General features: G+C 42.4%; 17 protein-coding genes. 10 read left to right on the top strand and 7 right to left on the bottom strand.

Annotated features, from left to right (window positions below; genetic code table 11):
* Together VK664_RS27515 and VK664_RS27510 are read right to left on the bottom strand one after the other, a co-directional pair.
* Nucleotides 1-606, bottom strand: a 606-nt coding sequence (locus VK664_RS27515) for a methyltransferase domain-containing protein (protein ID WP_461401944.1), incomplete at its 3' end; no start/stop codon positions are given.
* A 16-nt stretch (nucleotides 607-622) separates the two neighbouring features.
* Nucleotides 623-3,160, bottom strand: a complete 2,538-nt coding sequence (locus VK664_RS27510; protein ID WP_461401943.1) for a YfhO family protein — start codon at nucleotides 3,158-3,160, stop codon at nucleotides 623-625.
* A gap of 372 nt (nucleotides 3,161-3,532) precedes the next feature.
* Here VK664_RS27510 and VK664_RS27505 point away from each other — a divergent pair, with 372 nt between their 5' ends.
* Nucleotides 3,533-4,312 carry a queuosine precursor transporter gene (locus tag VK664_RS27505; protein WP_461401942.1) on the top strand — a complete coding sequence of 260 codons (780 nt, stop codon included), beginning with the start codon at nucleotides 3,533-3,535 and terminating at the stop codon, nucleotides 4,310-4,312.
* 66 nt (nucleotides 4,313-4,378) lie between these two features.
* Here the strand turns inward: VK664_RS27505 and VK664_RS27500 are convergent, their stop codons facing one another.
* Entirely contained in the window at nucleotides 4,379-4,915 is a 537-nt protein-coding gene (locus tag VK664_RS27500; protein ID WP_461401941.1) for a GNAT family N-acetyltransferase, read from the bottom strand.
* 105 nt (nucleotides 4,916-5,020) lie between these two features.
* Here VK664_RS27500 and VK664_RS27495 point away from each other — a divergent pair, with 105 nt between their 5' ends.
* Nucleotides 5,021-8,104 carry a TolB family protein gene (locus tag VK664_RS27495; protein WP_461401940.1) on the top strand — a complete coding sequence of 1,028 codons (3,084 nt, stop codon included), beginning with the start codon at nucleotides 5,021-5,023 and terminating at the stop codon, nucleotides 8,102-8,104.
* A 150-nt stretch (nucleotides 8,105-8,254) separates the two neighbouring features.
* Here VK664_RS27495 and VK664_RS27490 read toward each other — a convergent pair whose 3' ends face one another.
* Nucleotides 8,255-10,897, bottom strand: a complete 2,643-nt coding sequence (locus VK664_RS27490; protein WP_461401939.1) for a valine--tRNA ligase — start codon at nucleotides 10,895-10,897, stop codon at nucleotides 8,255-8,257.
* 1,070 nt (nucleotides 10,898-11,967) lie between these two features.
* Between VK664_RS27490 and VK664_RS27485 the strand changes: the two genes are divergently transcribed.
* The 3 genes from VK664_RS27485 to VK664_RS27475 all read left to right on the top strand — a co-directional run bounded on the left by VK664_RS27485 (nucleotide 11,968) and on the right by VK664_RS27475 (nucleotide 14,839).
* A complete protein-coding gene (locus tag VK664_RS27485) occupies nucleotides 11,968-13,341 on the top strand; it encodes an exonuclease domain-containing protein (protein WP_461401938.1) in 1,374 nt (457 codons plus the stop codon).
* A 123-nt stretch (nucleotides 13,342-13,464) separates the two neighbouring features.
* Nucleotides 13,465-13,959, top strand: a complete 495-nt coding sequence (locus tag VK664_RS27480) for a hypothetical protein (RefSeq protein WP_461401937.1) — start codon at nucleotides 13,465-13,467, stop codon at nucleotides 13,957-13,959.
* 148 nt (nucleotides 13,960-14,107) lie between these two features.
* Nucleotides 14,108-14,839, top strand: coding sequence for an esterase family protein (locus tag VK664_RS27475; RefSeq protein ID WP_461401936.1), 732 nt, complete (start codon nucleotides 14,108-14,110; stop codon nucleotides 14,837-14,839).
* A gap of 159 nt (nucleotides 14,840-14,998) precedes the next feature.
* Here VK664_RS27475 and aat read toward each other — a convergent pair whose 3' ends face one another.
* Together aat and VK664_RS27465 are read right to left on the bottom strand one after the other, a co-directional pair.
* On the bottom strand, nucleotides 14,999-15,646 hold the full coding sequence (gene aat, locus VK664_RS27470; RefSeq protein WP_461401935.1) for a leucyl/phenylalanyl-tRNA--protein transferase: 648 nt from the start codon (nucleotides 15,644-15,646) through the stop codon (nucleotides 14,999-15,001).
* A gap of 38 nt (nucleotides 15,647-15,684) precedes the next feature.
* Nucleotides 15,685-15,990 carry an ATP-dependent Clp protease adaptor ClpS gene (locus tag VK664_RS27465; RefSeq protein WP_461401934.1) on the bottom strand — a complete coding sequence of 102 codons (306 nt, stop codon included), beginning with the start codon at nucleotides 15,988-15,990 and terminating at the stop codon, nucleotides 15,685-15,687.
* Nucleotides 15,991-16,047: 57 nt separating this feature from the next.
* Here VK664_RS27465 and VK664_RS27460 point away from each other — a divergent pair, with 57 nt between their 5' ends.
* Nucleotides 16,048-18,138: a hypothetical protein gene (locus VK664_RS27460; RefSeq protein ID WP_461401933.1), complete on the top strand. Its 2,091-nt coding sequence runs from the start codon at nucleotides 16,048-16,050 to the stop codon at nucleotides 18,136-18,138.
* Nucleotides 18,139-18,317: 179 nt separating this feature from the next.
* Here the strand turns inward: VK664_RS27460 and VK664_RS27455 are convergent, their stop codons facing one another.
* On the bottom strand, nucleotides 18,318-18,734 hold the full coding sequence (locus VK664_RS27455) for a VOC family protein (RefSeq protein ID WP_461401932.1): 417 nt from the start codon (nucleotides 18,732-18,734) through the stop codon (nucleotides 18,318-18,320).
* A gap of 285 nt (nucleotides 18,735-19,019) precedes the next feature.
* On the opposite strand from VK664_RS27455, the gene VK664_RS27450 reads away from it, so the two are divergent.
* The 4 genes from VK664_RS27450 to VK664_RS27435 all read left to right on the top strand — a co-directional run bounded on the left by VK664_RS27450 (nucleotide 19,020) and on the right by VK664_RS27435 (nucleotide 23,870).
* Entirely contained in the window at nucleotides 19,020-19,649 is a 630-nt protein-coding gene (locus VK664_RS27450; protein WP_461401931.1) for an NAD(P)-dependent oxidoreductase, read from the top strand.
* A 114-nt stretch (nucleotides 19,650-19,763) separates the two neighbouring features.
* Complete coding sequence (locus VK664_RS27445) at nucleotides 19,764-21,053, top strand: flavin-containing monooxygenase (RefSeq protein ID WP_461401930.1); 1,290 nt, start codon at nucleotides 19,764-19,766, stop codon at nucleotides 21,051-21,053.
* Nucleotides 21,054-21,319: 266 nt separating this feature from the next.
* Nucleotides 21,320-21,769, top strand: coding sequence for a GNAT family N-acetyltransferase (locus tag VK664_RS27440; protein ID WP_461401929.1), 450 nt, complete (start codon nucleotides 21,320-21,322; stop codon nucleotides 21,767-21,769).
* Between the two features lie 385 nt (nucleotides 21,770-22,154).
* Entirely contained in the window at nucleotides 22,155-23,870 is a 1,716-nt protein-coding gene (locus VK664_RS27435) for an arylsulfatase (RefSeq protein ID WP_461401928.1), read from the top strand.
* The last annotated feature ends 55 nt before the right edge of the window (nucleotides 23,871-23,925 follow it).

Below are 23,925 nucleotides of genomic sequence, written 5' to 3'. Positions count from 1 at the left end.
CCATTTCCTGTGCCAGAGTATGTGTTTTATATGTGAAGCCGGGTTATGATAATTGGCTGTGGTTGAAGAATAAATCAGCGCCCCCGGTTGGTAAGAATATACCGTATTAAAAAAGGTATCGAGCTTGTAAATATGTTCAATGACGTTACGGGATGTAATGATATCACATTGGATATTTTTTTTGTCAAGAATCTCCAATGTATCCTGTATATCACCTACAATGTATTCATCGATGTTGACACCAATGGCTTTTGCTATCAGCAGTGCACTTGTTTTCCAGTCTTCCAGGTGATCATTATAAATAACAGTTTTGCAACCGATCATCCTGGCGAGCATATATAAGGTGCCAACACCTGCGCCATAATCCATAATTACGGTTTCACCTACAGGCTTGCCTTTTAAAGTGATGGACCGGTATAAAAGATGAGCGCTTGTTTCGATTGAAAAAAACAATCTTTTAAAATGGCTGCTTCTAAAATAATCGAGACAATGTTGAGGCATGCCAAGGGTCTCAACTGGTAACTCAGTTAGTCTTTTCAATAAATCAGCCGCCTGATCCTGTATGGTACGACTTAAAGCATCTTTTTGTGGCAGAAAAATATCCATTGAAACATTTGCCGCATCAGGCTTTTACCGTTGTCGAATTATTTTTGCGATACTGTTTCCATTCATACCAGGCTGCCCCGAATAAAAGCAGGAAAGAAATGATGCCAATTACGAGGCCAATTTTATCCCCGAGCCTGAATGACTCCGGGTCGAATTTGAATTCTATTTGATGACTACCTGCCGGAACTGCTAAGCCGCGCAAAGTATAATTCACTCTTGCTATCGGCACTTCTTTGCCATCAATAAATGCTTTCCATCCACGGGGATAATAAACTTCACTAAACACTGCAAACTGTGGTGCAGAAGATTTTGAACTGTATTTAATTTGATCGTTCCGGTTAAAATCAAGTTTTATAGTAGCAGCAGAATCCGGTTGTGGAGCTACTGTAACTTTTGGTTGCTCACGTTTATCAATGACTGCAGTTTGAGCAGGGTTCAGGCTGTCCAGCGCTTTCATTTCTTCATCAGCGCTGTTGACGTATTTAAGCTCCTTTACAAACCAGGCTGGTCCCAGTGCCCCGGGATTTAGCTGGGCCATCGGCTGACCAGTCTGTGGATTCTGGGCAATAAAATACTTCGTGTTAAGCATGTTTATTACGTTCATGTTCATTTTAGAGATCTGGTTGGTCAGCAAATCATCATACAGGGATAATTTTGCGGGATGGTAACCGGCAATAGAATTGTGGTGATAAGATGATCTGGCAGTTGAAGGGGAGATTTCGTCGAATACGCGATAATAACTGGTATCCTGTTTAATCTGCAGATCAGCAGCATTGGCAGCAAAAGGTGCCATGAATTCTTCTTCACTTACATATTTATCTTTGTTCAGGTATCTGGCATCAACCCCGATAAGATCAATGAAACTCAAAGCACATATTGCAATGCCGGCATAGTGGGCCTTGATTTTGCCGGAAGCAGCTAACCAGATAAGGACAGCGCCTAACAATATATAGATAATCGATCTTCCAAAATCTGCTGCAAACAGCGCTTTACGATCTGCTTTCAGACCGGTGAGAATGGAAGATGCGATCCCGGCTGTTTGTTGTTCGATCTGCGGATTATTGGGATTAGACCGGGCCATAGCCTGGGTTACCTGGCCCATGTATTGTTGAATCTGGCCATCTGCAGAACCACGGAAATCGGCATTCAGATAAGTCAGGGCAAGCAAGCCTATGACAACTAAAGTAGCGATCCCACTAAACTTTAGTTTTTTGAATAATTCTTTCTTATCCCACTGTTCATACATTAAAGATTGTAAAGCCATTGCTGCCAGAGCGCAGACAGTTAATTGCGATATAACCAGGGCCATAGCAGGGGCCCTGAATTTATTATAGAAAGGCAGATAGTCAAACAAAAAGTTATTGAAGGCGGCAAAATGGGAGCCCCATGAAAGCATGATCCCCAACAATGTTGCTGCTACCAACCATCCCTTATGCCAGCTTTTTACAACAAACAAACCAACAATAAAGAGCAGGCAAACCAAAGCGCCAAAATACACGGGGCCCTCTGTAAAAGGTTGATCACCCCAATACGGCGAGCTGGATTGTAAAAATCCATTCAAAGCTTGCTGTGGCAAACCGGACTCCTGTAACGCTTCTATGGTTTTGCTATCTTCCGGAAGAGGTTGTGTAGAACTTCCCCCGCGGGCATTCGGGACTATCAGGGTAGACGTCTCCGTTATGCCATAACTCCATTGGAATGCATAGTCGCGATCCAGGCCATTTTTGGATTTGTTATCCTTGGTATCATTAGGGTTGGTGGCAATGGTTAATTCTGATTTGCCACCGCGCATCGTTTCCTTGGCATAATCATAAGTAGACAATAAGGTAACGGAATAGGAAGCAAAACCGATAAGACCGGCTATCAAAGCAAGGCCCGCGACCTTGGCGAGGTGAATATAATCTTTGGACTTTACTATTTGTATGAAAAAAGAAACGCCCAGGCAAACGGCAATAAGTAATGTATAATAAACCACCTGAACATGGTTTTGATAAAACATCAGTGTGCTGAATAAAAATGCCGTAACAAAACCCAGCACATATTTACGTTGGGTTAACAGGATCAAACCTGCAAGCACAGCAGGCGCATAACCCATAGATGAAAACTTGGTGGTATGGCCCGTTGCAACCAGTATTGCATTATACGTTGAGAATGCATAAGTGAGTGAACCAAAGATAGCGGGCACACTTTTTAATTTCAGCGTTATGCTTAAAATATAAAAACCTATACAGGCCAGGAAAAACAATCCGGCTGGTTGAGGCAGGAAAAACATAAAAACATAATGCAGCCAGGCGATCGTAATATTATATTGCGATTCGGCCATAATCTGGAATGTCGGCATCCCACTGAAAAGACTGTTGGTCCAGAGCGGAAAGTATCCGTATTTCTCCTTGAATTCAAAAGACTGCTGTGCCATTCCTTTCCAGTTAAGCACATCGCTAGAATTCGCGACCATACCCTGGAAAACCGGCAAACAATAAATCACTGAAATAATCAAGAAAATACCAATCGCAATTGCATGGGGCCTGAACTGTTGCCACAAAGTTTTATTCATCAGATATTTATTATATTATGAAGCAAACGCCCGCCTGAATAGCCAAGTTTCCGCTTTTGATTGAGCAAAATAATGCATTTTTACACCAAGTTAACCCATGAAGATCTTAATATTTTTCAGCCGTATCGCGCTGTTATGCAATATCTGCTTCATTATTGCGGAAATAATGAGGTATTCCGATGATCTGCAACTCAACCCGGTTTACTCAACAGTTGTAGTTCTTGGCTATGCGTCTATGATATTAAATGTATTGCTTGCAATCGCAATTGTGATTATTTTCGCCACCCGAAGGCAAAGTTTCAATTCCATTCCCCGTTGGTTATTAATTATTAACTTCCTCTTTTTGATAGCACAAATTTTTATTTTCCTCTCATGATTCATAATATTATTAAGGACAAGGGGACAAGGTTATTTATAATCCTGGGAGGTTTTTTTATAGCAAATGCAATCATTGCAGAAGTAATCGGGGTGAAGATCTTTTCATTGGAAGATACCCTTGGAATAGATAAGGCAAATTTCTCGCTGCTTGGCGCACAAAATCTTTCATTCAGCTTATCTGTCGGCGTGATTCCCTGGCCGGTCATTTTCGTGATGACGGATATCATCAATGAATATTATGGTGTGAAGGGAGTGCGTTTTCTGTCTTTGCTCACGGCGGGCCTGATCGCTTTTGCTTTTTTCGTATTTTATTTTGCCATCAAAACGGCGCCCGACACCGGCTTTTGGTTGAGTTCATATTCCAAAGATGGAGTTCCTGACATGCAGGCCGCCTACTATGCAATCTTTGGCCAGGGTATGAATATCATCGTTGGTTCGATAACAGCTTTCATCATCGGCCAGATAGCCGATGCCTTTATTTTCAGAAAAATCAAGGCGTTTACAGGTGAAAAAAGAATCTGGGCGCGTGCTACTATAAGCACCCTGTTTTCGCAGATGATAGACAGCTTCGTGGTAACCTATATCGCCTTCTACATATTCCGGGGAGTAAGTTTTGGCCAGTGCACCGCCTGGGCGCTCACTTCTTATAGCTACAAATTCCTGATTGCATTATTATTTACACCTGTAATTTACCTGGTTCATTGGCTGGTTGAAAAATATCTCGGCAAAGAAACGGCAGCAAATATGAAAGAAGCTGCCATGCGCGGAAGCTGAAAAAAGTGGTGAGTTGTGAGTGGTGAGTGGTAAGTTGAGTGGTGAGTGGTAAGTTGAGTGGTTGGGTTATGAAATCTTCAATTCCATGATGTAATCATCCATAACGAACCCATTGCCGATGTCGGTTTTTTCCTCTTTTATCTTTGCAAATCCAAGGCGTTCGTAGAAATTCAGGGCAGGATTGAAGCGGTTTACGCCCAGCCGAAGTGATATTGGTTTATCTGGTTCCGGCCCCGGGGTAGCGGAATGCCCGATTTTTATTTCTTCAATGATGAAATCGAGCAGGGCTTTTCCAAGACCTTTTCCCTGTTTGTCCGGGAGAATATATAGTTTATGTAGTTTATGGAGGCCGTTTTTATCCAGTGCGCCAAAAGACGCAAATCCAACCGGCTCTTCTTCAAGTTCGGCCAGGACAAATAAATGTTTTTGTTTTTTCATCTGGTCCATCAACGCATCCGGGCTATAAAACAGGTTCAGCATATAGCTGATCTGTTCTTTTTTCAGGATGGAACCATAGGCGTTGGGCCAGATCTGCTGGGCCAGGAAACCGATTGTATTAATATCATCAACATCCGCAAAACGAATCACCAACTCATTGTCCATGCCTGTAGTTTTTTTGTCTATACCCGTAATTTTTTTTAGTAGACAAAGATATTTATTCCCCTTAATATAAATTGGATCTGTATTTTCCCGTTCAATTCATTTCGCATGAGGCGCATCGTTCTTTTTATTTTATCAATGCTGTTCATTGCTCATGGCAGTGCACAGGTGTTCGGCGGCCATCCGCCTTCGCAAAAATGGCTGCAGATTAATACCGATACGGTCAGGGTAATTTTCGCTCCGGGCCTTGAAAAAATAGCCGGTGAAATAGTTGATATAACCCGGGGGCTAAATAATACTACATTACAAACGATCGGATCGCGCATGCGGAAGATCAGTATTGTTTTACAAAATCAGACCACTAACTCAAACGGATATGTGGGCCTGGGTCCATGGCGAAGTGAGTTTTACCTCACGCCGATGCAGAATAGCTTTGATCTTGGAAGTTTACCCTGGCACAAGTCACTGGCCTTACACGAGTACAGGCATGTTCAGCAGTTTAATAATTTTCGGAAAGGCGTTTCAAAAGTGGCCTATTATATTTTTGGTGAACAGTTACTTGGCCTGGTGAACAGCGCCGCGGTACCAAATTATTTCTGGGAAGGTGATGCCGTTTACCAGGAAACATTAATGAGCGGGCAGGGCAGGGGAAGGCTGCCAAATTTTCACAATGGATATAGATCCATATGGTCAGCAGATAAAAATTATTCCTGGCTTAAGCTGCGTAATGGTTCCCTTCGCGATTATGTACCCGATCATTACCAGCTCGGTTATCTGCTCGTAGCCTATGGCCGGGAGAAATATGGCGATAGTTTATGGGCAACAATTACCGACGATGCAGTTCGGTTCAGGGGCTTGTTCTATCCATGGCAAAGATCCATTAAAAAACATACTGGTTTATCCTATGCTGCATTTCGCGAAGCTGCTTTCGGATATTTTGAAAAGGAGCTGGCGCCTTCAATTGCGCCCGGTCGCGGGGCCAAATCAAAACCTGAAACCAAAGCCAGTTCGAATACTGATACTTATGCCAAGGCCAGTTCAAATACTGATACTGATACTGATACCAAAGTCAATTCAAATATCGATACTAATGCTAAATCCAGTTCGAATACTGATACTGAAGCCAAAGTCAGTTTAAATAGTGATACTGAAGCAAAAGTCAGTTCGAATAATAATACTGATGCTAAAGCCATTTCAAATACCGATACTGATGACAAAGCCGGGTCAAATACTGAAAACGGTTCAAAAGATAGTGTCTCCCTGTTCGCCGCCGGGCGAAAACATTTTGCGGGCGATGAACGCTATCCTCAATGGATAACCGAAAACCAGGTCCTCATGGTAAAATCAGATTATAAAAACATTTCTGCCTTTGTTACCCGGGACATCAACAGTGGCAGAACTAAAAAGATCAGGACTATTGATATTTCGGAGGACCAATATTATTCCTACAAAAATAACCGGATAGTTTATGCCGCATTTCTGCCTTCCACCAGGTGGGGATGGCGGGATTATAGCAGCATCAGACTGGTTGATCTAAGCTCAGGCCGGCAACGAACCATCACCGGCCACACCAGGTATTTTTCCCCTGATATTTCGGAGGATGGTAAACAGGTTGTTGCAGTGGAGCAGGATGCCATGGGAAGAAGTTCCCTGCATATTCTCAACACAGACAGTCCATCACTGAAAGAGGTATTGCCGAACCCCGGCCGACTTTTTTATAGCTATCCGAAATTTGTTGCAGACAACCTCCACGTTATCTCTGCCGTAAGAAATGAAGCCGGTGAAATGGCACTTGTCAAAATAAACCGGTTGGATGGTAGTTTCGAAAACCTGGTTCCCTGGTCTATGAATGTTATTGGCTTCCCCCTGGTGCAACATGACACGATTACTTTTACTTCTTCATACGCTGGCACCGACAGGCTTTTTATGTTGATTGGAAAAAGACTTTACCGGGTAGATGTTGATCCGCAAAATTCATCGACAGGTAATTACCAGCTTAGTCTATTGAATGGAAATTATGCCTGGTCGGCTTTTTCAGCGGTGGGCTATCGCCTGCAAACAGGTCGCCCGGCATTGATTGAAGAATCAGTGTCGATCTTTGAGGAGGAGATGCCAGCTTTCGGAGCAGGTCTTCCATCTTCCAATTTCCTGGATCAGATACCGCGCTCAGACTACCGGGTAACCAAATACAGAAAATCTTTTAACCTGCTTAATCCCCATAGCATCCGACCTTATCTGAATGAACCGGATTTCAGACTTTCACTGATCGGTGAGAATGTACTCAACACCTTTGTTTCGGAACTCTATTTTAATTATAACAGCAATGAAAAGAGTAAAGAAATTGGTGCAAATCTTACATATGGTGCATTGTTTCCATGGATACGTGGTGGCATGAACTATACTTTTGACCGGAGCACCAGGGTAAACGGAAACCGGGTTTACTGGGATGAAGCCGAAGCCAACCTGGGTCTAAGCGTGCCATTGAACTTCACCAGTGGCAAATGGTACAGGCGCCTGAATATTGCATCAGACTATGTGATAAACGCACGAAACTTCAAGGGTGCATACAAAGACAGTTTTGATAATCGCTCCTTTGGATATATCAGGAACACAATTAGCTTTTCAAACCAGGTGCAGCAGGCTCGCCAGCATATATACCCCCGGTTTGCTCAAACCTTAAACCTCAATTATTCAGTTTCTGTAAGTTCATTGGAGGCAAACCAGTTTCTTGCTTCGGCTTATTGGTATTTTCCAGGTATACTTAAGACTCACAACCTTGTTTTTAACACCGCCTTCCAGGGACGCGATACGCTGAGAAACGCCCTGTTCAGCAACAGTTTCCCATTTTCACGGGGATACACAGCCGAAAACTATCATCATATGTTTAAGCTGGGAGTCAACTATCATCTGCCGCTTGTTTATCCTGACTGGGGTTTTGCGAGTATTATTTATTTCCAGCGGATACGGGCAAACCTGTTTTACGACTTTACCCGTATCAATGATTTTAACCGCCTGGGAAAATTCGTTGGCGCCAATTTCCGTTCAATCGGAACTGAGTTGTTTTTTGATACAAAATGGTGGAACCAGCAACCGGTAAGTTTTGGACTTAGGTACAGCTACTTGCTTGATGCAGCAAACCAGGGATTGTCGAAAAACCAGTTTGGTTTCATTCTTCCACTGGAACTCCTTTAAGAGAGTTATGAGTCATGTTAAGAAGTGATGAGTTATGAGTTATGAGTGTGTTATGAATGTGATGAGTTCTGAAATATTGGCCTGATCTTTCACAACTCATAACTCTTCAACTCACTCATAACTCATCACTCATAACTCTAGTCAAGTTTTTTACATGGATCTAAGGCTCTCTTCAATTGTACGGAGCTTCGCTTCCGCATCCGCTTTTTTCTTTTGCTCGAGGGCAAGAACTTCCGGTTTTGCGTTGGCAATAAAACGTTCGTTGCCAAGTTTTTTATCGATAGATAAAAGAAAACCTTTCAGGTAATCCAGCTCTTTGTTCAGGGCTGAAATCTGTGCAGTGTTGTCTATGGCAGCGGTTGTTTCTATATAGTATTTATCGGTTCCAACTACCAGGGAGATCGTGTTTGTTATGGCATCTGGTACATGAGCTATTCCATTGATATTAACCTGCTTAACAAGTATATCCTGAATTTTTATATAAGTGCCGGGATTTGGAGAAACGATGTATAATTTGATTGGTTCCTTTGGCTTAATCTGGTTCTTTACGCGCGCATCCCTGAGACTGGTAATTAAATCTTTCAGAAAATTTGCCTGTTCAAGAACCGGTTTGTCAAATGACAAGGCCGGTGCATATTGTGATACAGTCAGATCCTGCTTCCTTTCTTCAAGCAGGTGAAATATTTCTTCCGTTATGAAGGGCATGAATGGATGAAGTAATTGCATCAATTCCGTAAAAAAACCGACCGTACTGTCATAGATCTTCGGGTTCACCGGTAATTCAAAACCGGGCTTCACCCATTCGAGGTACCAGCTGCAGAAATCATCCCAGATCAGTGAATAGATTGTTTTCAGGGCTTCATTAAGGCGGAAGTCTTTATATAACAATTCGACATCTGCTTTTACCTGGTTGAGGCGATTGCGGAACCAGTCAACCGCAAAATGATCCATTTCCGGTTCTTCTGTTCCTACACGGGATTCCCAGTTTTTTACAAGTTTCAGCGCGTTCCACAATTTGTTATTGAAATTGCGTCCCTGCTCACAACTGCCTTCATCGAACAGCAGGTCATTACCGGCTGGTGAAGAAATCATTATTCCGAACCGAACGGCATCAGCTCCAAATTTTTCAATGAGTTCGAGCAGGTCAGGGGAGTTGCCCAGCTGTTTGCTCATTTTGCGTCCCTGTTTGTCTCGCACCATCCCCGTGAAGTAAACATCAACAAATGGTCTTTCCTGTTTAAACTCCATACCTGCCATGATCATGCGCGAAACCCAGAAAAATATAATATCCTGCCCGGTTACCAATACCGAGGTAGGATAGTAATAATTGATCTGCGGATTTCCTGGCTCTGTGATCCCCTTAAACACCTCGATTGGCCAGAGCCAGCTGCTGAACCAGGTGTCCATCACATCTTTATCCTGTTCCAGCTTTGCGTTCTTCAGTTCAGGATGTTCTGCCAGCAAATGATCAAGCGTTTCAGCTACATAACAAGTACCGTTTTCATCATACCATGCCGGGATCTGCTGTCCCCACCAAAGCTGGCGCGAAATACACCAGTCTTTTACATTTTCAAGCCAGTATTTATAGGTAGCCAGAAATTTATCGCCCGGATGTATTTTGATTCTTCCTTCCAATACCTCCGCGAGAGCGGGCCCTGCGAGTTCCTTCATTTTCACAAACCACTGGGTGGAAATCCTTGGCTCAACCACTGCACCACTCCGTTGTGAAAATCCAAGCCGGGTTGTATAATCTTCTTCCTTCAGGAGCAAACCTTCCTCCCGTAATTGGGCAACCGCTTTTTTCCTGGCTTCGAAACGATCCAGGCCCACGAAAACTTCTGCCGCAGCGCTGATGGTTCCATCTACGTTCAGCGTGTCAATAACCTCGAGATTATGTTTGAGCCCGATATTATAGTCATTGATATCGTGGGCAGGGGTAATCTTCAAAGCACCGGTACCAAAAGCCGGGTCAACGTATTCATCAAAAATCACAGGCACTTTCCGGTTAACCAGGGGCACAACGACGTGTTTGCCACGCAGCCATGCATAACGTTCATCGTTAGGGTTCACACAAACTGCTGTATCACCCATGATTGTTTCAGGGCGCTGTGTAGCAATGGAAATATACCGGGGAGCTTCAATGGGCGCATGTGGGTTACCGGTAGCCTGGTCGTTTATCACCAGGTAGTTGACATAATAAAGTTTACCCTGGATGTCGCGGTGTTCCACTTCTTCATCCATGAGGGCGGTGCCGGCAGCAGGGTCCCAGTGAATCATTCTTGCACCGCGATATAACTTTCCCTTCTTATAAAGGTCTACGAAAACTTTCATCACCGCCTGGTAATAATGCGGGTCCATCGTAAATGTAGCCCTGTCCCAGTCAACGCTGCAGCCAAGTTTCGCTATCTGGTGATAAATGATATTGCCATATTTTTCTTTCCATTCAAAAGCATAACGCAAAAATTCTTCCCTGGAGAGATCTGATTTCTTTATCCCTTTTTCTTTCTCGAGCATTTGAACAACCTTTGCTTCCGTGGCTATAGCTGCATGGTCGCTGCCAGGCACCCAGCAGGTGTTGAAGCCGCTCATGCGCGCTTTCCTGATGAGAATATCCTGGACGGTTTCGTTCAGGGTATGACCCATGTGCAAAACACCGGTAACATTTGGAGGGGGAATCACAACGCTGTAAGCCGGGCGATCGTCAGGCTCGCTATGAAAATATTTTTTTTCCTGCCAATGCTTATACCATTTCTCCTCAACCGTTGCGGGATTGTAATTTTTGCTCAGTTCCATATTCTTACTTAAGTCTTCTTTGAATCGGGATGCAAAAGTAAGAAAAGAAAGCTTTGTAGGGATAAACAGGGGTTTGGCGGGCGACAAAAAAATAAATGGTGCATAAGGCAAAAGACCTCCTGCACCATTAACAGTGTTTTTGAATTATATAACCCTAAGTTAATTTCTTAAGTATAGGTTTATTCCCTAGGCATACCAAAACAGGTAAGAAAGGAACATTACCAGGAAAAGGAAACCAAACGCCCATAATGCGATCTTTAGATTTTGAGCGATGTGGAAAGAAGTCGTCTTCTTCATATGTTACAGTTTTAGTTTGAACTATTGTATTACGAATAGTTTTCCAGGTACGTGGATAGGGGTAATTTGTAAGATATTCTGACTACTTTCTAAGGGGAGGGATCAAGGGGGAACACTGCATGGGCCAGCGTTGAAACAAAAGTAATATTTCAAGTTGAAACTTGCAAGTGGTTAAATAGAGAAAAACGCTTAATATGTTAAAATTGGGGGGGACAACCCATAAAAATACCCGCAGATCTGGGCTGCGGGTATGTAAAATCTGTTGACCGTGACTCTGGAGAATCACGTTCGGGCGTCGGTTAACGCTGGGTGAACCAGAGCGAAAATGCCACCAGTGCCAGGAAATACAGCACAGCGGCTGCGGCAAGGGTGAAAACTTCAGTTTTTTTCTGGGTGCTTGTGTTTTGCATAGCTGATTGGATTTTAATGTTTAAACCATACAGGGTTGGATTTCAGGATTCATAGGGATTAGAAGTTTAACATAAAGATTTAGATGTTTAAGATACCATTAACGGCATCGGATATTGTAAAGTGCCACTACCGGCACCTGGTTTATCAGGGACTATATTCATTTTTTCAGGCTTTTTGTAAAAATTCAGTTCAGGCCCTCTTAATAGCGGCACATTATTAGCCGATAGTATTCCGGGAATACATTACTGATCCTATTTATTGTAATTTCTATTATATATAGTGAATTATTATTCGGCGCGAACAAGGATTTATGGGAAAATCCTAATTTTTTTACCACTGTTATTACTAACTTTGTTAGTATCATGTACGCCATCGTCGATATAGAAACAACAGGAGGTTATGCAGCTAATAACGACATTACTGAAGTTGCTATTGTGTTACATAATGGAAATTCTGTAGTGGATCGCTATGAAACACTTATAAGGCCAGCAAGGGACATCCCTTATTATATCCAGGTGCTGACAGGCATCACACCCGCGATGGTAGAGGATGCCCCGACTTTTGAAGAAGTGGCCGAGGATATATTTGACCGGCTGAAGGACTGCGTTTTTATTGCTCACAATGTCAACTTCGATTACTCTTTTATCAAACATCATCTCCAGCTTTGCGGCTTCGAACTTAACGTCCAGAAGCTTTGCACAGTAAGGCTTGCGCGCAAGGTGTTCCCTGGTTTACAGTCTTACAGCCTGGGTAAACTTTGTGTCCATTTCGAAATTGTAATTCAGAACCGGCACCGCGCCGGCGGCGATGCTGATGCCACGGTAACTTTGTTTGAAAATATACTACTTCATAACGGTATCGAACATGTGCAGAACTTCCTGAAGAAGGGATCCAAAGAACAATACCTGCCACAATTCCTGCCAAAAGAAGAAATCGATAAACTGCCATATACCCCCGGCGTCTATTATTTTCATAACCAGAAAGGAAAAATAATCTATGTCGGAAAGGCCAGGAATATCAAGTACAGGGTTAGAAGCCACTTTTCGCATAATGGTGCGGGTAAGCAAAGGCAGGAGTTTATGCGGAATATCTATAGTATAACCTATAAAACATGCGGTACTGAACTGATGGCTTTTATTCTTGAGAGTATTGAGATAAAACGTCTGTGGCCGGAGTACAATGCAAGCCAGAAAAGATTCACAGCAGCTTATGGCATCTATGCCTTTGAGGATCAGAATGGTTATCTAAGGCTGGCCATCAATAAAAAAATGAAAAACCAGGAAGCACTTTACACTTTTCAGCTGCTGCATGAAGGTCACAGGCTTCTGAAGCGTCTCATACATGATTTTGACCTTTGTCCTAAACTTTGCTACCTGCAGAAGGATGTTGGACCTTGCCTGCCGGATAGTCCTAAAACCTGCTTTGGTGCCTGTGAGAAAAAAGAAGAAGCAGCGATTTATAATGAGAGGGTAATGCGGGCCAAAGATTTCCTGGACAATCATCTTCCCACCTTTGCTGTTTTGGATGATGGTAAGGACAATAATGAACAAAGTTGTGTGCTCATTGAAAAAGGAAGATTCTATGGAATGGGCTATATACCCATGGATACACAGGTCTCCAGCCTTGATCAGCTCAAAGAATATATTATCCAATATCCCGAAAATGACTATATCAGGGGCCTTGTTTATAATTTTGCCGATAAAAGGCCCGAGAAGAAAAGACTGATTCCAGCTTAGATAGCACTTCGAAATTAGTTAGCACTTAAAAAACGGTTTCCTTTAAATTTTGACGGTTGATTGAATTCCGGAACAGTAATTGCGTTAGGATTATTTTTGTCTAACCCAATTATAAACCGTTCAATGAGATTATCATTCAGGCACTTTATTCCAGTAATTCCAATCGCATTTTGCAGTATCACGTTTATATCATGTGGAGATTCATCGACCAATAAACCAGTATCGGGGAAAGATTCCGCTTCCGGGATCCGGTCCGTTGCTGACATGATTCCTGAAGATCGTGCAGCAATAAAAAAAGAACCGGTTGCCATCTACATTGAAAAAGTCAAAAACCCTTTGAATGACTGGCGATTCCAGGTTCAGTTATTCGAAACACAGAAAACATTTCGCTTTCTTATGAAACTCGAATACGAAGAAATGAGAGAAACCGATACGTTGAAAATACCTAACCTTGGCTTCGAACCAAAATTGAAAATCATCAAAGGAAAAGAGCCTTATTCCTGCATCATTGGTTTTATTGATAACAAAAATGAGTTCAGGGAATATAAAAAGGTGATCGCTACAAACAACAGGTTGCGGGTGGTCACACTGAAACATTATGCTGTTTACTTGAAGTAGCGTTGAGTAAGGTGGTCACACTGAAAAATTGAGCTGTTTGCATGAAGTTGCATTGAGTAAAATGTACCATCGGTTGCTTTAAGGAAGTTAATACCGCAATAATTAATCAAACTAATATTGCTATCTTTCTTTTAAACAACATCAACGCATGGAAAGACATCTTAAATCGTGGTACAGTCCCCGTCTTGAAAAGGAAATGCCCATTGCCGTTTATGGAAGTTATGGTTTCGCCCTTCTGCTGATACCTACTGCTGCGGCAGATTTTCTTGAATACGAGCGTTTTCAGCTGATCGAGTCTTTAAGACCTTTTATTGATGGCGGTAAGGTAAAAGTGTTTTCCATCGACAGCATCAACCTGGAAAGCTGGATGAATCATGAAATGGATCCATATCATAAAGTGCACAGGCAAAATACCTGGAACGAATATGTTTACCAGGAAGTAATTCCTTTTATCAGGCAGAATACAAGCGCCGAAACACCGGTTATCGTCAGCGGTGCTTCTTTCGGTGCGCTCCATAGTGCGAACCTTTTTTTCAAAAGACCAGATCTCATAAACGGTTGTATCCCGATGAGCGGTGTTTATGATCTGACCGAATATTCCGGGGGATATTGGAACGACGATGTTTATTACAATAGTCCCATGCACTATTTGCCCAATCTTACTGATCATAATATTCTTGAACAGATCAGGCGTAGCGGTCATATACATATTTTCTCAGGATCTGGTGCTCACGAAGATCCGGGCTCCGCAGGCAGATTTGCGGCTATTTTATACTCGAAAAATATTCAGTATGAACTGGATATCTGGGGCCACGAATGGAGCCATGACTGGCCAACCTGGCGGGCAGTGTTACCACATTATTTAGGAACAAGATTCTGAAGAAGTGGTGAGTGGTTAGTTGAGTTATGAGTTATGAGTGATGAGTTATGAGTTGAGTTATTGAGTTATGAATTATAAAGCCCGTTGCCTAAGCTCTGCAACCCCGATAGGGGTTGACTTCGCATAGCCCGGGGTGAAACCCCGGGTATATGACCGGTTTTATGAAATCTGTTCCTTAAGCAGATCAATAAAATCTTTGCGATCAATCATGGTGGCTCCTAATGACTCCAGGTGAGGAGTATAGACCTGGCAATCGATCAGCACAACGCCTTCGTTTTTCAATAACTCAACATAGTTGATAAAAGCAAACTTTGATGCATTGCTCATATTACTGAACATGCTCTCCCCAAAAAACACATTACCCATCCGGATACCATATAATCCGCCCACGAGTTTTCCTTTAAACCAGGTTTCTGCTGAATGCGCATAACCATCACTGTGAAGACCAGCATAGGCCCGCTTCACTTCTTCCGAGATCCAGGTACCATCCTGGCCACGACGGGTTATCGTTTTGCAGTTTTCAATCACCTGGTTGAAGGCCGTATTGACCGTGAATTTAAATTCACCTTTACGGATAAGAGACTTCATTGTTTTGCTCACTTTCAAATCGCCGGGAAAAAGGACGAATCTTGGATCGGGGCACCACCATAAAATATCATCTCCTTCGTACCAGGGAAAAATGCCCTGGCGATAGGCCAGTAAGAGCCGTTCCCGGGAAAGATCTCCACCAAGAGCGAGGAGGCCATCGGGTTCTGAAAGATGTACTGGGGGGAAAGTAAGTGTTTTATCTAAGGCAAAAATCGGCATGTTAAAATCTAACCTATCAGCAGGTTTTTATGAAAATTTTAAGTGCCGGTAACAATTTCAATTGTTGCGCTGATACCCCTTTCGGTAATTGCGTCGCAATAAGGTTTGAGCTCATCATAGCTGCCGTTTTTTACGGCGTACTTTCCCTGGTAGTGAATAATATAAGCGCATTGTTCTGCCTGTTCGCGGCTGTGCTTACAAACCTCCATCAGCGTTTCAATCACCCATTCGAAGGTGTTCACTTCATCGTTCCACACAATGAGGTTACAGGGGTCCTCATGCAAAGTCAGCACATCTACCTCTTCCTCATAAAGTGGCTTCGTGTTATTACTAGTCAGAATCATACACTTAAGTTCGGTGAATGTAAAATTAAAAATTGAATCTGATGCTGCAACTTTTGTGTGCTGCTTTTTGTCTGGAAAGGGAGCGAACAAACCACAAAATTTGCTGTTCTCTACCAGATGGCGAGACTTTTTCAGAAAAAATCAACTCCGGGGCTTCCTCCTGAAAAAGGTAAAGCTGTTGTTCTTTCATTGGAACAGGGATACCGTGGGCTGGATCTCCTTGTAGATCTTATACGAAAAATCAGGCCAGATCATCACCGGAATATAGAGCAGGCAGAGACCAAAATGAAGGCCCTTCTTTTCCAGTTACATGAGGACAGGTCAGCATTATTCTCAATCAGGCGCGCTTTGTTGAGCCAGTTTCTTAAAAGTAACCTGGTACCCGCACTTACCCAAAGCGGCATTGTTAGCTCAAGGAGTTTTATCCAGGAGCTGATGGGTAAGCTGAAACATAAAATTTTGCCTGAACTTCTTCAGAAAAATGATTTCCTATATGTGATCAGCCATGTATTTTATCGTAAAACCGATTTTGTATGGGTGCAGGGCATCGATAAAGAACTCTGGATGAAGTTTTTTGAGATGATAGGTATCCAGGTTAATATCCAGGAACCCGCGCTTAATTCGCAGCTGAAACAATCCATGCAGTTACTGAGTTACCGGGTTGCAATGCTTGGCCTCGAAAAAGAATTGATGCATAGTTATGACGATGTCAGCAATGCTATTTATCCTTTCATTGAGCAGAACCGGCTCACAAATTTATGCCTTGAGAAAAAAGACATTCTTTCATCCAATGAAAGAATGCTGATCTTTTCAAATATCCAGGAGGCTCTTTATAATTGCGAGCAAAGCCTGAAATATATTCATGACCAGCGGATCATGCGTGGCACCAGCCTGGCTCAGACCTTTGTTGTTGTGCGGTTGCGTCAACAGATACAAAGGCTGTTTATCATCATTGATGTGCTGGACCGCGACCAGTCGTTTGACAGTGACCGCTTCATCAATTATTTTTTTACAGTTATCAGGAACCAAAATACAAAGAACAGTGTGGGTGAGTTTCTGTCTCAAAACCTCGGTTTGGTGGCTTACCAGATTGCCGAACATAAAGGCAGAAAAGGTGAGAAGTATATCAGTTCTACCCGCAAAGATTTCTCACAGTTATTCTGGAGTGCAGTTGGTGGTGGATTTATCATTTCTGTTGTTGCCATAACAAAAAACCTCATCGGCAAATTGCCTTTACCGCTGTTCTGGCAGGGAGCGGTTTATGGTACCAACTATGCTGCCGGGTTTGTTTTGATGGATAGCACCAATACCACGCTTGCAACCAAACAGCCTGCTTATACTGCTTCTGCAGTTGCAAGTTCTCTTGACACGCAAAAACGGTCAAGCCGTCCTGATCTCTGGAACCTTGCAATTACGGTTGGTAAAGTTGCCCGAAGCCAGATCGCATCTTTTGCAGGTAACCTGGTGATTGTATTCCCATTTACATTTGTACTGGCCTGGTTATACGATTTAATCTTTGGTGTAAAGATCGCGTCAGGAGAGGCGGCATTGAAATTACTTGCTGACCAACATCCCTATCATAGCCTTTCCTTATTGTACGCCTGTTTCACCGGTTTCTTTTTGTTCGTGAGTGGATTGATCGCTGGTTATGTAGAAAACCATGTGGTATATGGAAGGGTTGGAGAAAGACTGCGGGATCACCCGTTATTCAGCCATACATTGTCACCAAACGCTTTAAATAAGCTAGCGAGATTTGTGCAGAATAGTGCGGGTGGTTTTGCAGGTAGCGTTATGCTTGGGATCTTTCTCGGAGTTTCCGGGCCGCTTGGAAAATTTCTTGGGGTTCATTTCGATATCAGGCATATTACGATAGCTGCCGGTAATGCCAGCATCGGTTTATATGGGGTTGGATATAAAAATCTCGCTCCTTCTTACCTGGTTATTGTCCTCATTGGTGTTTTGCTTATTGGTATGCTTAATTTCCTGGTAAGTTTTTCACTGGCATTTTTTGTAGCTGTGAAATCGAGGGGAATAAAATTGAAGGAATACCCGGAATTTATCTGGATACTGTTCCGCTATTTTAGAAAATATCCGATGGATTTTATTTTTCCCCCAGGCAGGCCAAGGCAGGCGAAAGAACTGTATTAGAATTATGAATTATGAGTTATGAGTTATGAGTTGAGTGGTGAGTTGTGAGTTATGAGTTGAGTGGTGAGTTGAGTGGGAATCTACATGGTTGAGAATCGTCATTGTTGGGAATCCACATCGTTTGAGAATACTCTTCTTAATTTTAATACTCATGTTAACATTAATGGCAAGCCCCGCTGCTAGTCTTTCTCCGTATTGGTTGTAAAGATTACCGGCTGAATCAGGTCCCAGAGATTTCCATATAAATCTTCAAAAACGGCAACCTTGCCCCAGGATTCAATAAGTGGTTGCCTCACTATATTGATTTTGTGCCGGGTAAGATTGTCGAAATCCCGTTCGAAGTTATCTGTATGAAGAAAAAGGAAAACCCTTCCACCGGTTTGATTGCCAACCCGGCTTTTCTGTTCTTCATTGGTAGCTTTTGCCAGTAATAAACTGCAGCTTCCAGGTCCCGAAGGCTTAACCTTTACCCAACGTTTTGTTTCGCTGAGTTGAGTATCCTCTGTCAGTACAAAGTTTAATTTATTTGTATAAAACGCTATGGCCTCATCATAGTCGTCAACAATAATGGCAATCTGGGCTATCTCCTGGTTCATAATAATTTTTTCAATGTAGGTTAATTTCTTTATCAAATATTACACCTGTATTGCACCTGCTGGTAAATTAAAATCTTTTTAACGTATGCAATTGATTTGTTTGATTTTATCAATAATGTCTTGATTGATCTTACCATGATCATTTGTTTGGTCTAACCGATAATGGTGATGCGTTTTTCAGAATAAGGGATAGCTAATTTTTTGTTTTTGTTTCAAATTGCCAGGATGAAATTGTTTATGCTTTCATCTTTATGATAACATCATTCAGCAATAAAACCTGAACAAATGAATATCCTGATTTTTGGAGCCTCCGGCGCAACCGGCCACCAACTTGTAAAGCAAGCACTTGCAAAAGGCCATCATGTGAAAGCCTTCCTTCGTCAAAATTCGAGACTTAGACTGATGGATGCCCGGCTCAATATTATTCGCGGCGATATCAACAATCTTCAAGAAGTTTCTGCTGCCCTTGAAGGACAAGAGGCGGTTCTTTCCGCTTTGGGTGCCAGCAGTCCTTTCAGGTATGATCAATCGATAGTGGATGGTTTAAAAATAATCATGAGAGCGATGAAGATCTGTGGTGTTCATCGTTTTGTTTATATGTCGTTCATGGGGGTAAGTGATAGCAGGAAACAAGCTGGCCTGGTCGTAAAATATATTGCCCCTGCATTACTGGCTACTGAAATCAGGGGCCATGAAACCAGGGAAAAAATGATAGTTGAAAGTGATCTGGGTTGGACCATCGTGCGACCGCCCACATTAACCAATGGAAAGCATCTTGGCCAATATCGCAGTGGTGAAGACATTCAATCAAAAAGTTTTGCTGCGACTATTTCAAGAGCAGATGTCGCTGATTTTATGTTGAACCAGCTAACCACTGATAAATATTTGTTTGGTAAACCAGCTGTGATGTATTGAATAATCCTTTAATGATGTGTTGAATAACCCTTTAATGATTTATTGAATAATCCTTTAATGATGTAGTGAATATCTCTTTAATAATAATCTTTAATAATTGAAAATTTTATCAACATGAAAAATGCAGTAATGGATGTGGTGATTGTCGGGGCAGGACATGCAGGATTAAGCCTGAGCTATCATATGAAGCAATATGATTTAAAACATATTGTTTTTGAACGTGGATGTATTGGAGAGTCGTGGAGAAATCAACGTTGGGATTCATTCCGGTTGAATTCAATGAACAGGCTAAATATGCTGCCTGGTGAAAATGCCGGTACTGAGCCGGAGCTGTTCCAGACTGCCAAAGCATTTGCCGATAAGCTGAAAAATTATGTGTCTCAATATGCATTACCAGTCATCGAAAATGCCATGGTGATCTCTGTGGTTAAAGATGAAGATTATGGTATTTTCAAAATAGTTGTGAAAGAAGCCGGCCGCTTGAATAAATATTTTTGCCGGCAACTGGTAATCGCCTCAGGTTCTCAGAATGAAGTTAAGATGCCGGCATTTGCGAAAATGGCTCCTGCCGGTTTAACTCAGCTGCATAGCAGTGAGTTCAGGTCTGCATCCATTTTGCCCGAAGGTGCAGTATTGGTAATCGGAAGCGCGCAGTCAGGATGCCAGATAGCAGAAGATCTTGCTGAAAACGGCCGCCAGGTTTATCTTTCAACCAGTATGGTTCCAAGGATTCCCAGGCGATATCGCGGGAAAGATATCATTGACTGGCTTCTTACCTCGGGTTTCTTTGATATACGCACGGAGGAGATCAAAGATCCTAAGGTGTTCCGGATGACGGCACCACAACTTACCGGAGCCAGCGGTATGACAATCAGCCTTCAATCGCTGGCAACAAAGGGTGTGAAAATACTAGGCAGGATGGAAACCGTGCAAGGATCCAAAGCAATCTTCGAACCAAACGCTGCCTTGCATGTAAAAACTGCTGACGAGTTTTCCAAAAACATCAGAGCCGTGATTGATGAATATATAGCGAAGATGATGTTACCGGCACCACCAGCTGAGTCAGATCCTAATGATATACCGGATTTATATGCAGATTGTACTTCAGGTATTACCATGCTGGATCTGCCTGCAAATAATATTAACACGATTATCTGGGCAACCGGTTTCATGAAAAATTATGAATATCTAAGGGCACTGTTTCCCGTTGATGGAGATGCCCCGGCACATGTGAATGGAATTGCTGAGATTGACGGACTTTATTTTATTGGATTGCCCTGGTTAAGGAAACGCAAGTCAGGTTTGATTAACGGAATAAGTGAAGATGCGGAATTTATTGCCAGGCAAATCTTTAACTGCTGGAAATTTCTTGAACGCCGTAGAAGAGTTATGAGTTATGAGTGATGAGTTTAGTGGTGAGTTGTGAGTGCTGAGTGGTGAGTGGTGAGTGGTGAGTTGAGTGGGTGAGTTGTGAGTGATGATTGTTTTACAATCCCGATAGGGGTTGATTTCGCATAGCCTGGGGTAAACCCCGGGGCCGTCAATGTTAAACGAATTATAATGCAACAATTAATTAATTTGTTTGTGAAAATGCAACAGAAGATACAGGAATGATTTTTTTTGTCGTGAAATCGAACCTTACAAACTTTAAGTATTATTGAGATTTATCTATGAACATAGAAATCAGAAAACTTACAGACAGCGACCCCGATCATTTTCTAAATCTGATTACTGTTTTTGAAGAAGTTTTTGAAATGGCTGATTTCAGTATGCCCCCGCGCGATTACCTGCAACAACTCCTGCTAAAAGATACATTCAGTGTTTTTGTGGCTATATCAAATGATGAAGTAATAGGAGGTTTAACCGCTTATACACTTGAGTCATATTACACAAAAGGCAGTTTCCTGTATATATATGATCTGGCGGTTTTGGCAAAACACCAACGACAGGGTATAGGTAAAAAATTAATGAAAGCAGTAGTTGACCATTACCGCGAAACTTCGATAGAAGAAGTGTTTGTGCAGGCAGATCTCGTTGATGATTATGCTGTCGACTTCTATCGTTCCACCGGCGCCCGCGAAGAAAATGTCGTAAGCTTTTCCTATTTGCTTAAAGGTTAAATTACCATCTTCGTTTTAGTCTATCGCAAACAATGTTAGATTAAATTGTGATTGATATTGATGCTTAACCGGATAATGTGATTGATGCTTAACCGGATAATGTGATTGATATTGATGCTTAACCGGTGAAATAGATAGAAGAGAAAAATATTTGAAGAAGCTGAATGATGAGAAAATCAATCACGATAATGATTATTATACTTCTTGTATTATCATTGCATATATCCGGACTGCTGCTATCCTTCAGTGAGAGGAAATACCAAATCCTTGACATTCAGTCAGACCGGAAGGGAGACTCTATTTTGATAGAACAATTATGTTATTACTTCGCGGCATTCTTGTTAATGATAGCCTGGGGTTATATTTCAACTCATTAATTCTAACCATGAAAAGACTAAGAAGAAACCTGGTTTATATCGCGGGATTAATGGCAGCTATTGGCATTTTTGCATTTACAGAAACGCGGATGGGAAATGAACTGCAAGTAGCGACAAAAGACACAAGGCCAAACATCATTGTCATTCTTGCAGACGATCTTGGGTATTCAGATATTGGTGCTTATGGTGGTGAGATCAACACTCCCAATCTTGATTATCTCGCTAAGAATGGAATCCGGTTCACACAGTTTTATAATGCTTCCCGTTGTTGTCCCACAAGGGCGGCGTTGTTGACTGGCTTATATAATCACAATGCCGGTATCGGGGAAATGACAACCAGGAGAGAAGCACCAGGCTATCAGGGTGCTCTCAATAATCAGTCTGTAACCATTGCAGAAGTATTGAAACAGGCGGGTTATAACACAGCCATGACCGGTAAATGGCATGTGTCTAATACCATTGAACAGCCTACTAAAGAAGCACAGCTGAAATGGCTGAATCACCAGGCACAGCACCCATTGTTTTCACCGGTGAATCAATATCCAACCAATCGCGGGTTCGACAGGTATTTTGGCACATTATGGGGTGTGATCGATTTCTTCGATCCATTCAGTCTTGTTAACGATACCACACCGGTAAAATCTGTTCCGAAAGATTATTACCATACAGATGCATTAAATGATTCTGCTGCAGCATTTATAAAACAGATGAGCAGAGATGATGCTCCATTTTTTCTATATGTAGCTGAAAACGCGCCGCACTGGCCGCTCCAGGCAAAGCAGGCAGATATTGAAAAATATAAAAACACTTATACCAAAGGCTGGGATCATATCCGGCAGGAGAGATATAAAAAAATGGTTGCTATGGGACTCGTTGATCCTAAGATATCAGCGCTGTCTCCACGGATGGATCATGACCTGGCCTGGGAAAACAATCCGGACAAAGAGTGGGATGCGCGGGCAATGGCGGTGCATGCTGCTATGATTGATAATATGGACCAGGGAATTGGAAGAATCATCCGGTCATTAAAAGAATCAGGCCGGCTTGAAAATACCTTAATAATTTTCCTGAGTGATAATGGTGCAAGTCCTGAAGATTGCTCAAAATATGGTCCTGGCTTTGACCGCCCGGGAGAGAACCGCTCTGGTCAAACCATTATTTATCCGACAGATAAAAAAACATTGCCGGGACCTCAGACAACTTTTGGCTCCATTGGTGCGAGATGGGCGAATGTTGCAAATACCCCTTATCAATTGGCAAAAGCTGAATCATATGAAGGAGGAGTGCGAACACCCTTTATAGCTTATTGGCCAAAAGGAATAAAGGTAAAGCCAGGCACATTCAACCGGCAGCCAGGTCATGTTATGGACCTGATGGCAACCTTTGTAGAGCTTGCTAACGCCACTTATCCCGAAAATTATAAAGGCAATACTATTCACCCGATGCAGGGGATAAGCCTCGTGCCTGCATTACAGTCTAAACCTGCTAAGACCCGGCCTGAATTATTTAATGAACATTTCAATGCGCGATCAATTCGTGAAGGAGATTGGAAGCTTGTTTCAAAGGCGCAGGACTCCACCTGGTATTTATATAATCTTGCCATCGATCAAACCGAACTAAATGACCTGGCCGGGAAAGAACCTGGAAGGGTAGAGCGATTGAAGGCAAAATGGTATGACTGGGCATATAAAAACAACGTACTGCCCAAAAGCAAGCCCAGGTGATTTTTAATATCAACAACAGTTATTTCAACAACAGCTATATCAACAAACGTTATCA

It is taken from the genome of Flavitalea sp. (assembly GCF_035489435.1).
Lineage (GTDB): Bacteria > Bacteroidota > Bacteroidia > Chitinophagales > Chitinophagaceae > DATHKG01.
The sequence above is the reverse complement of the archived record's forward strand: the minus strand, read 5'-3'. Positions and strand labels throughout refer to the sequence as shown.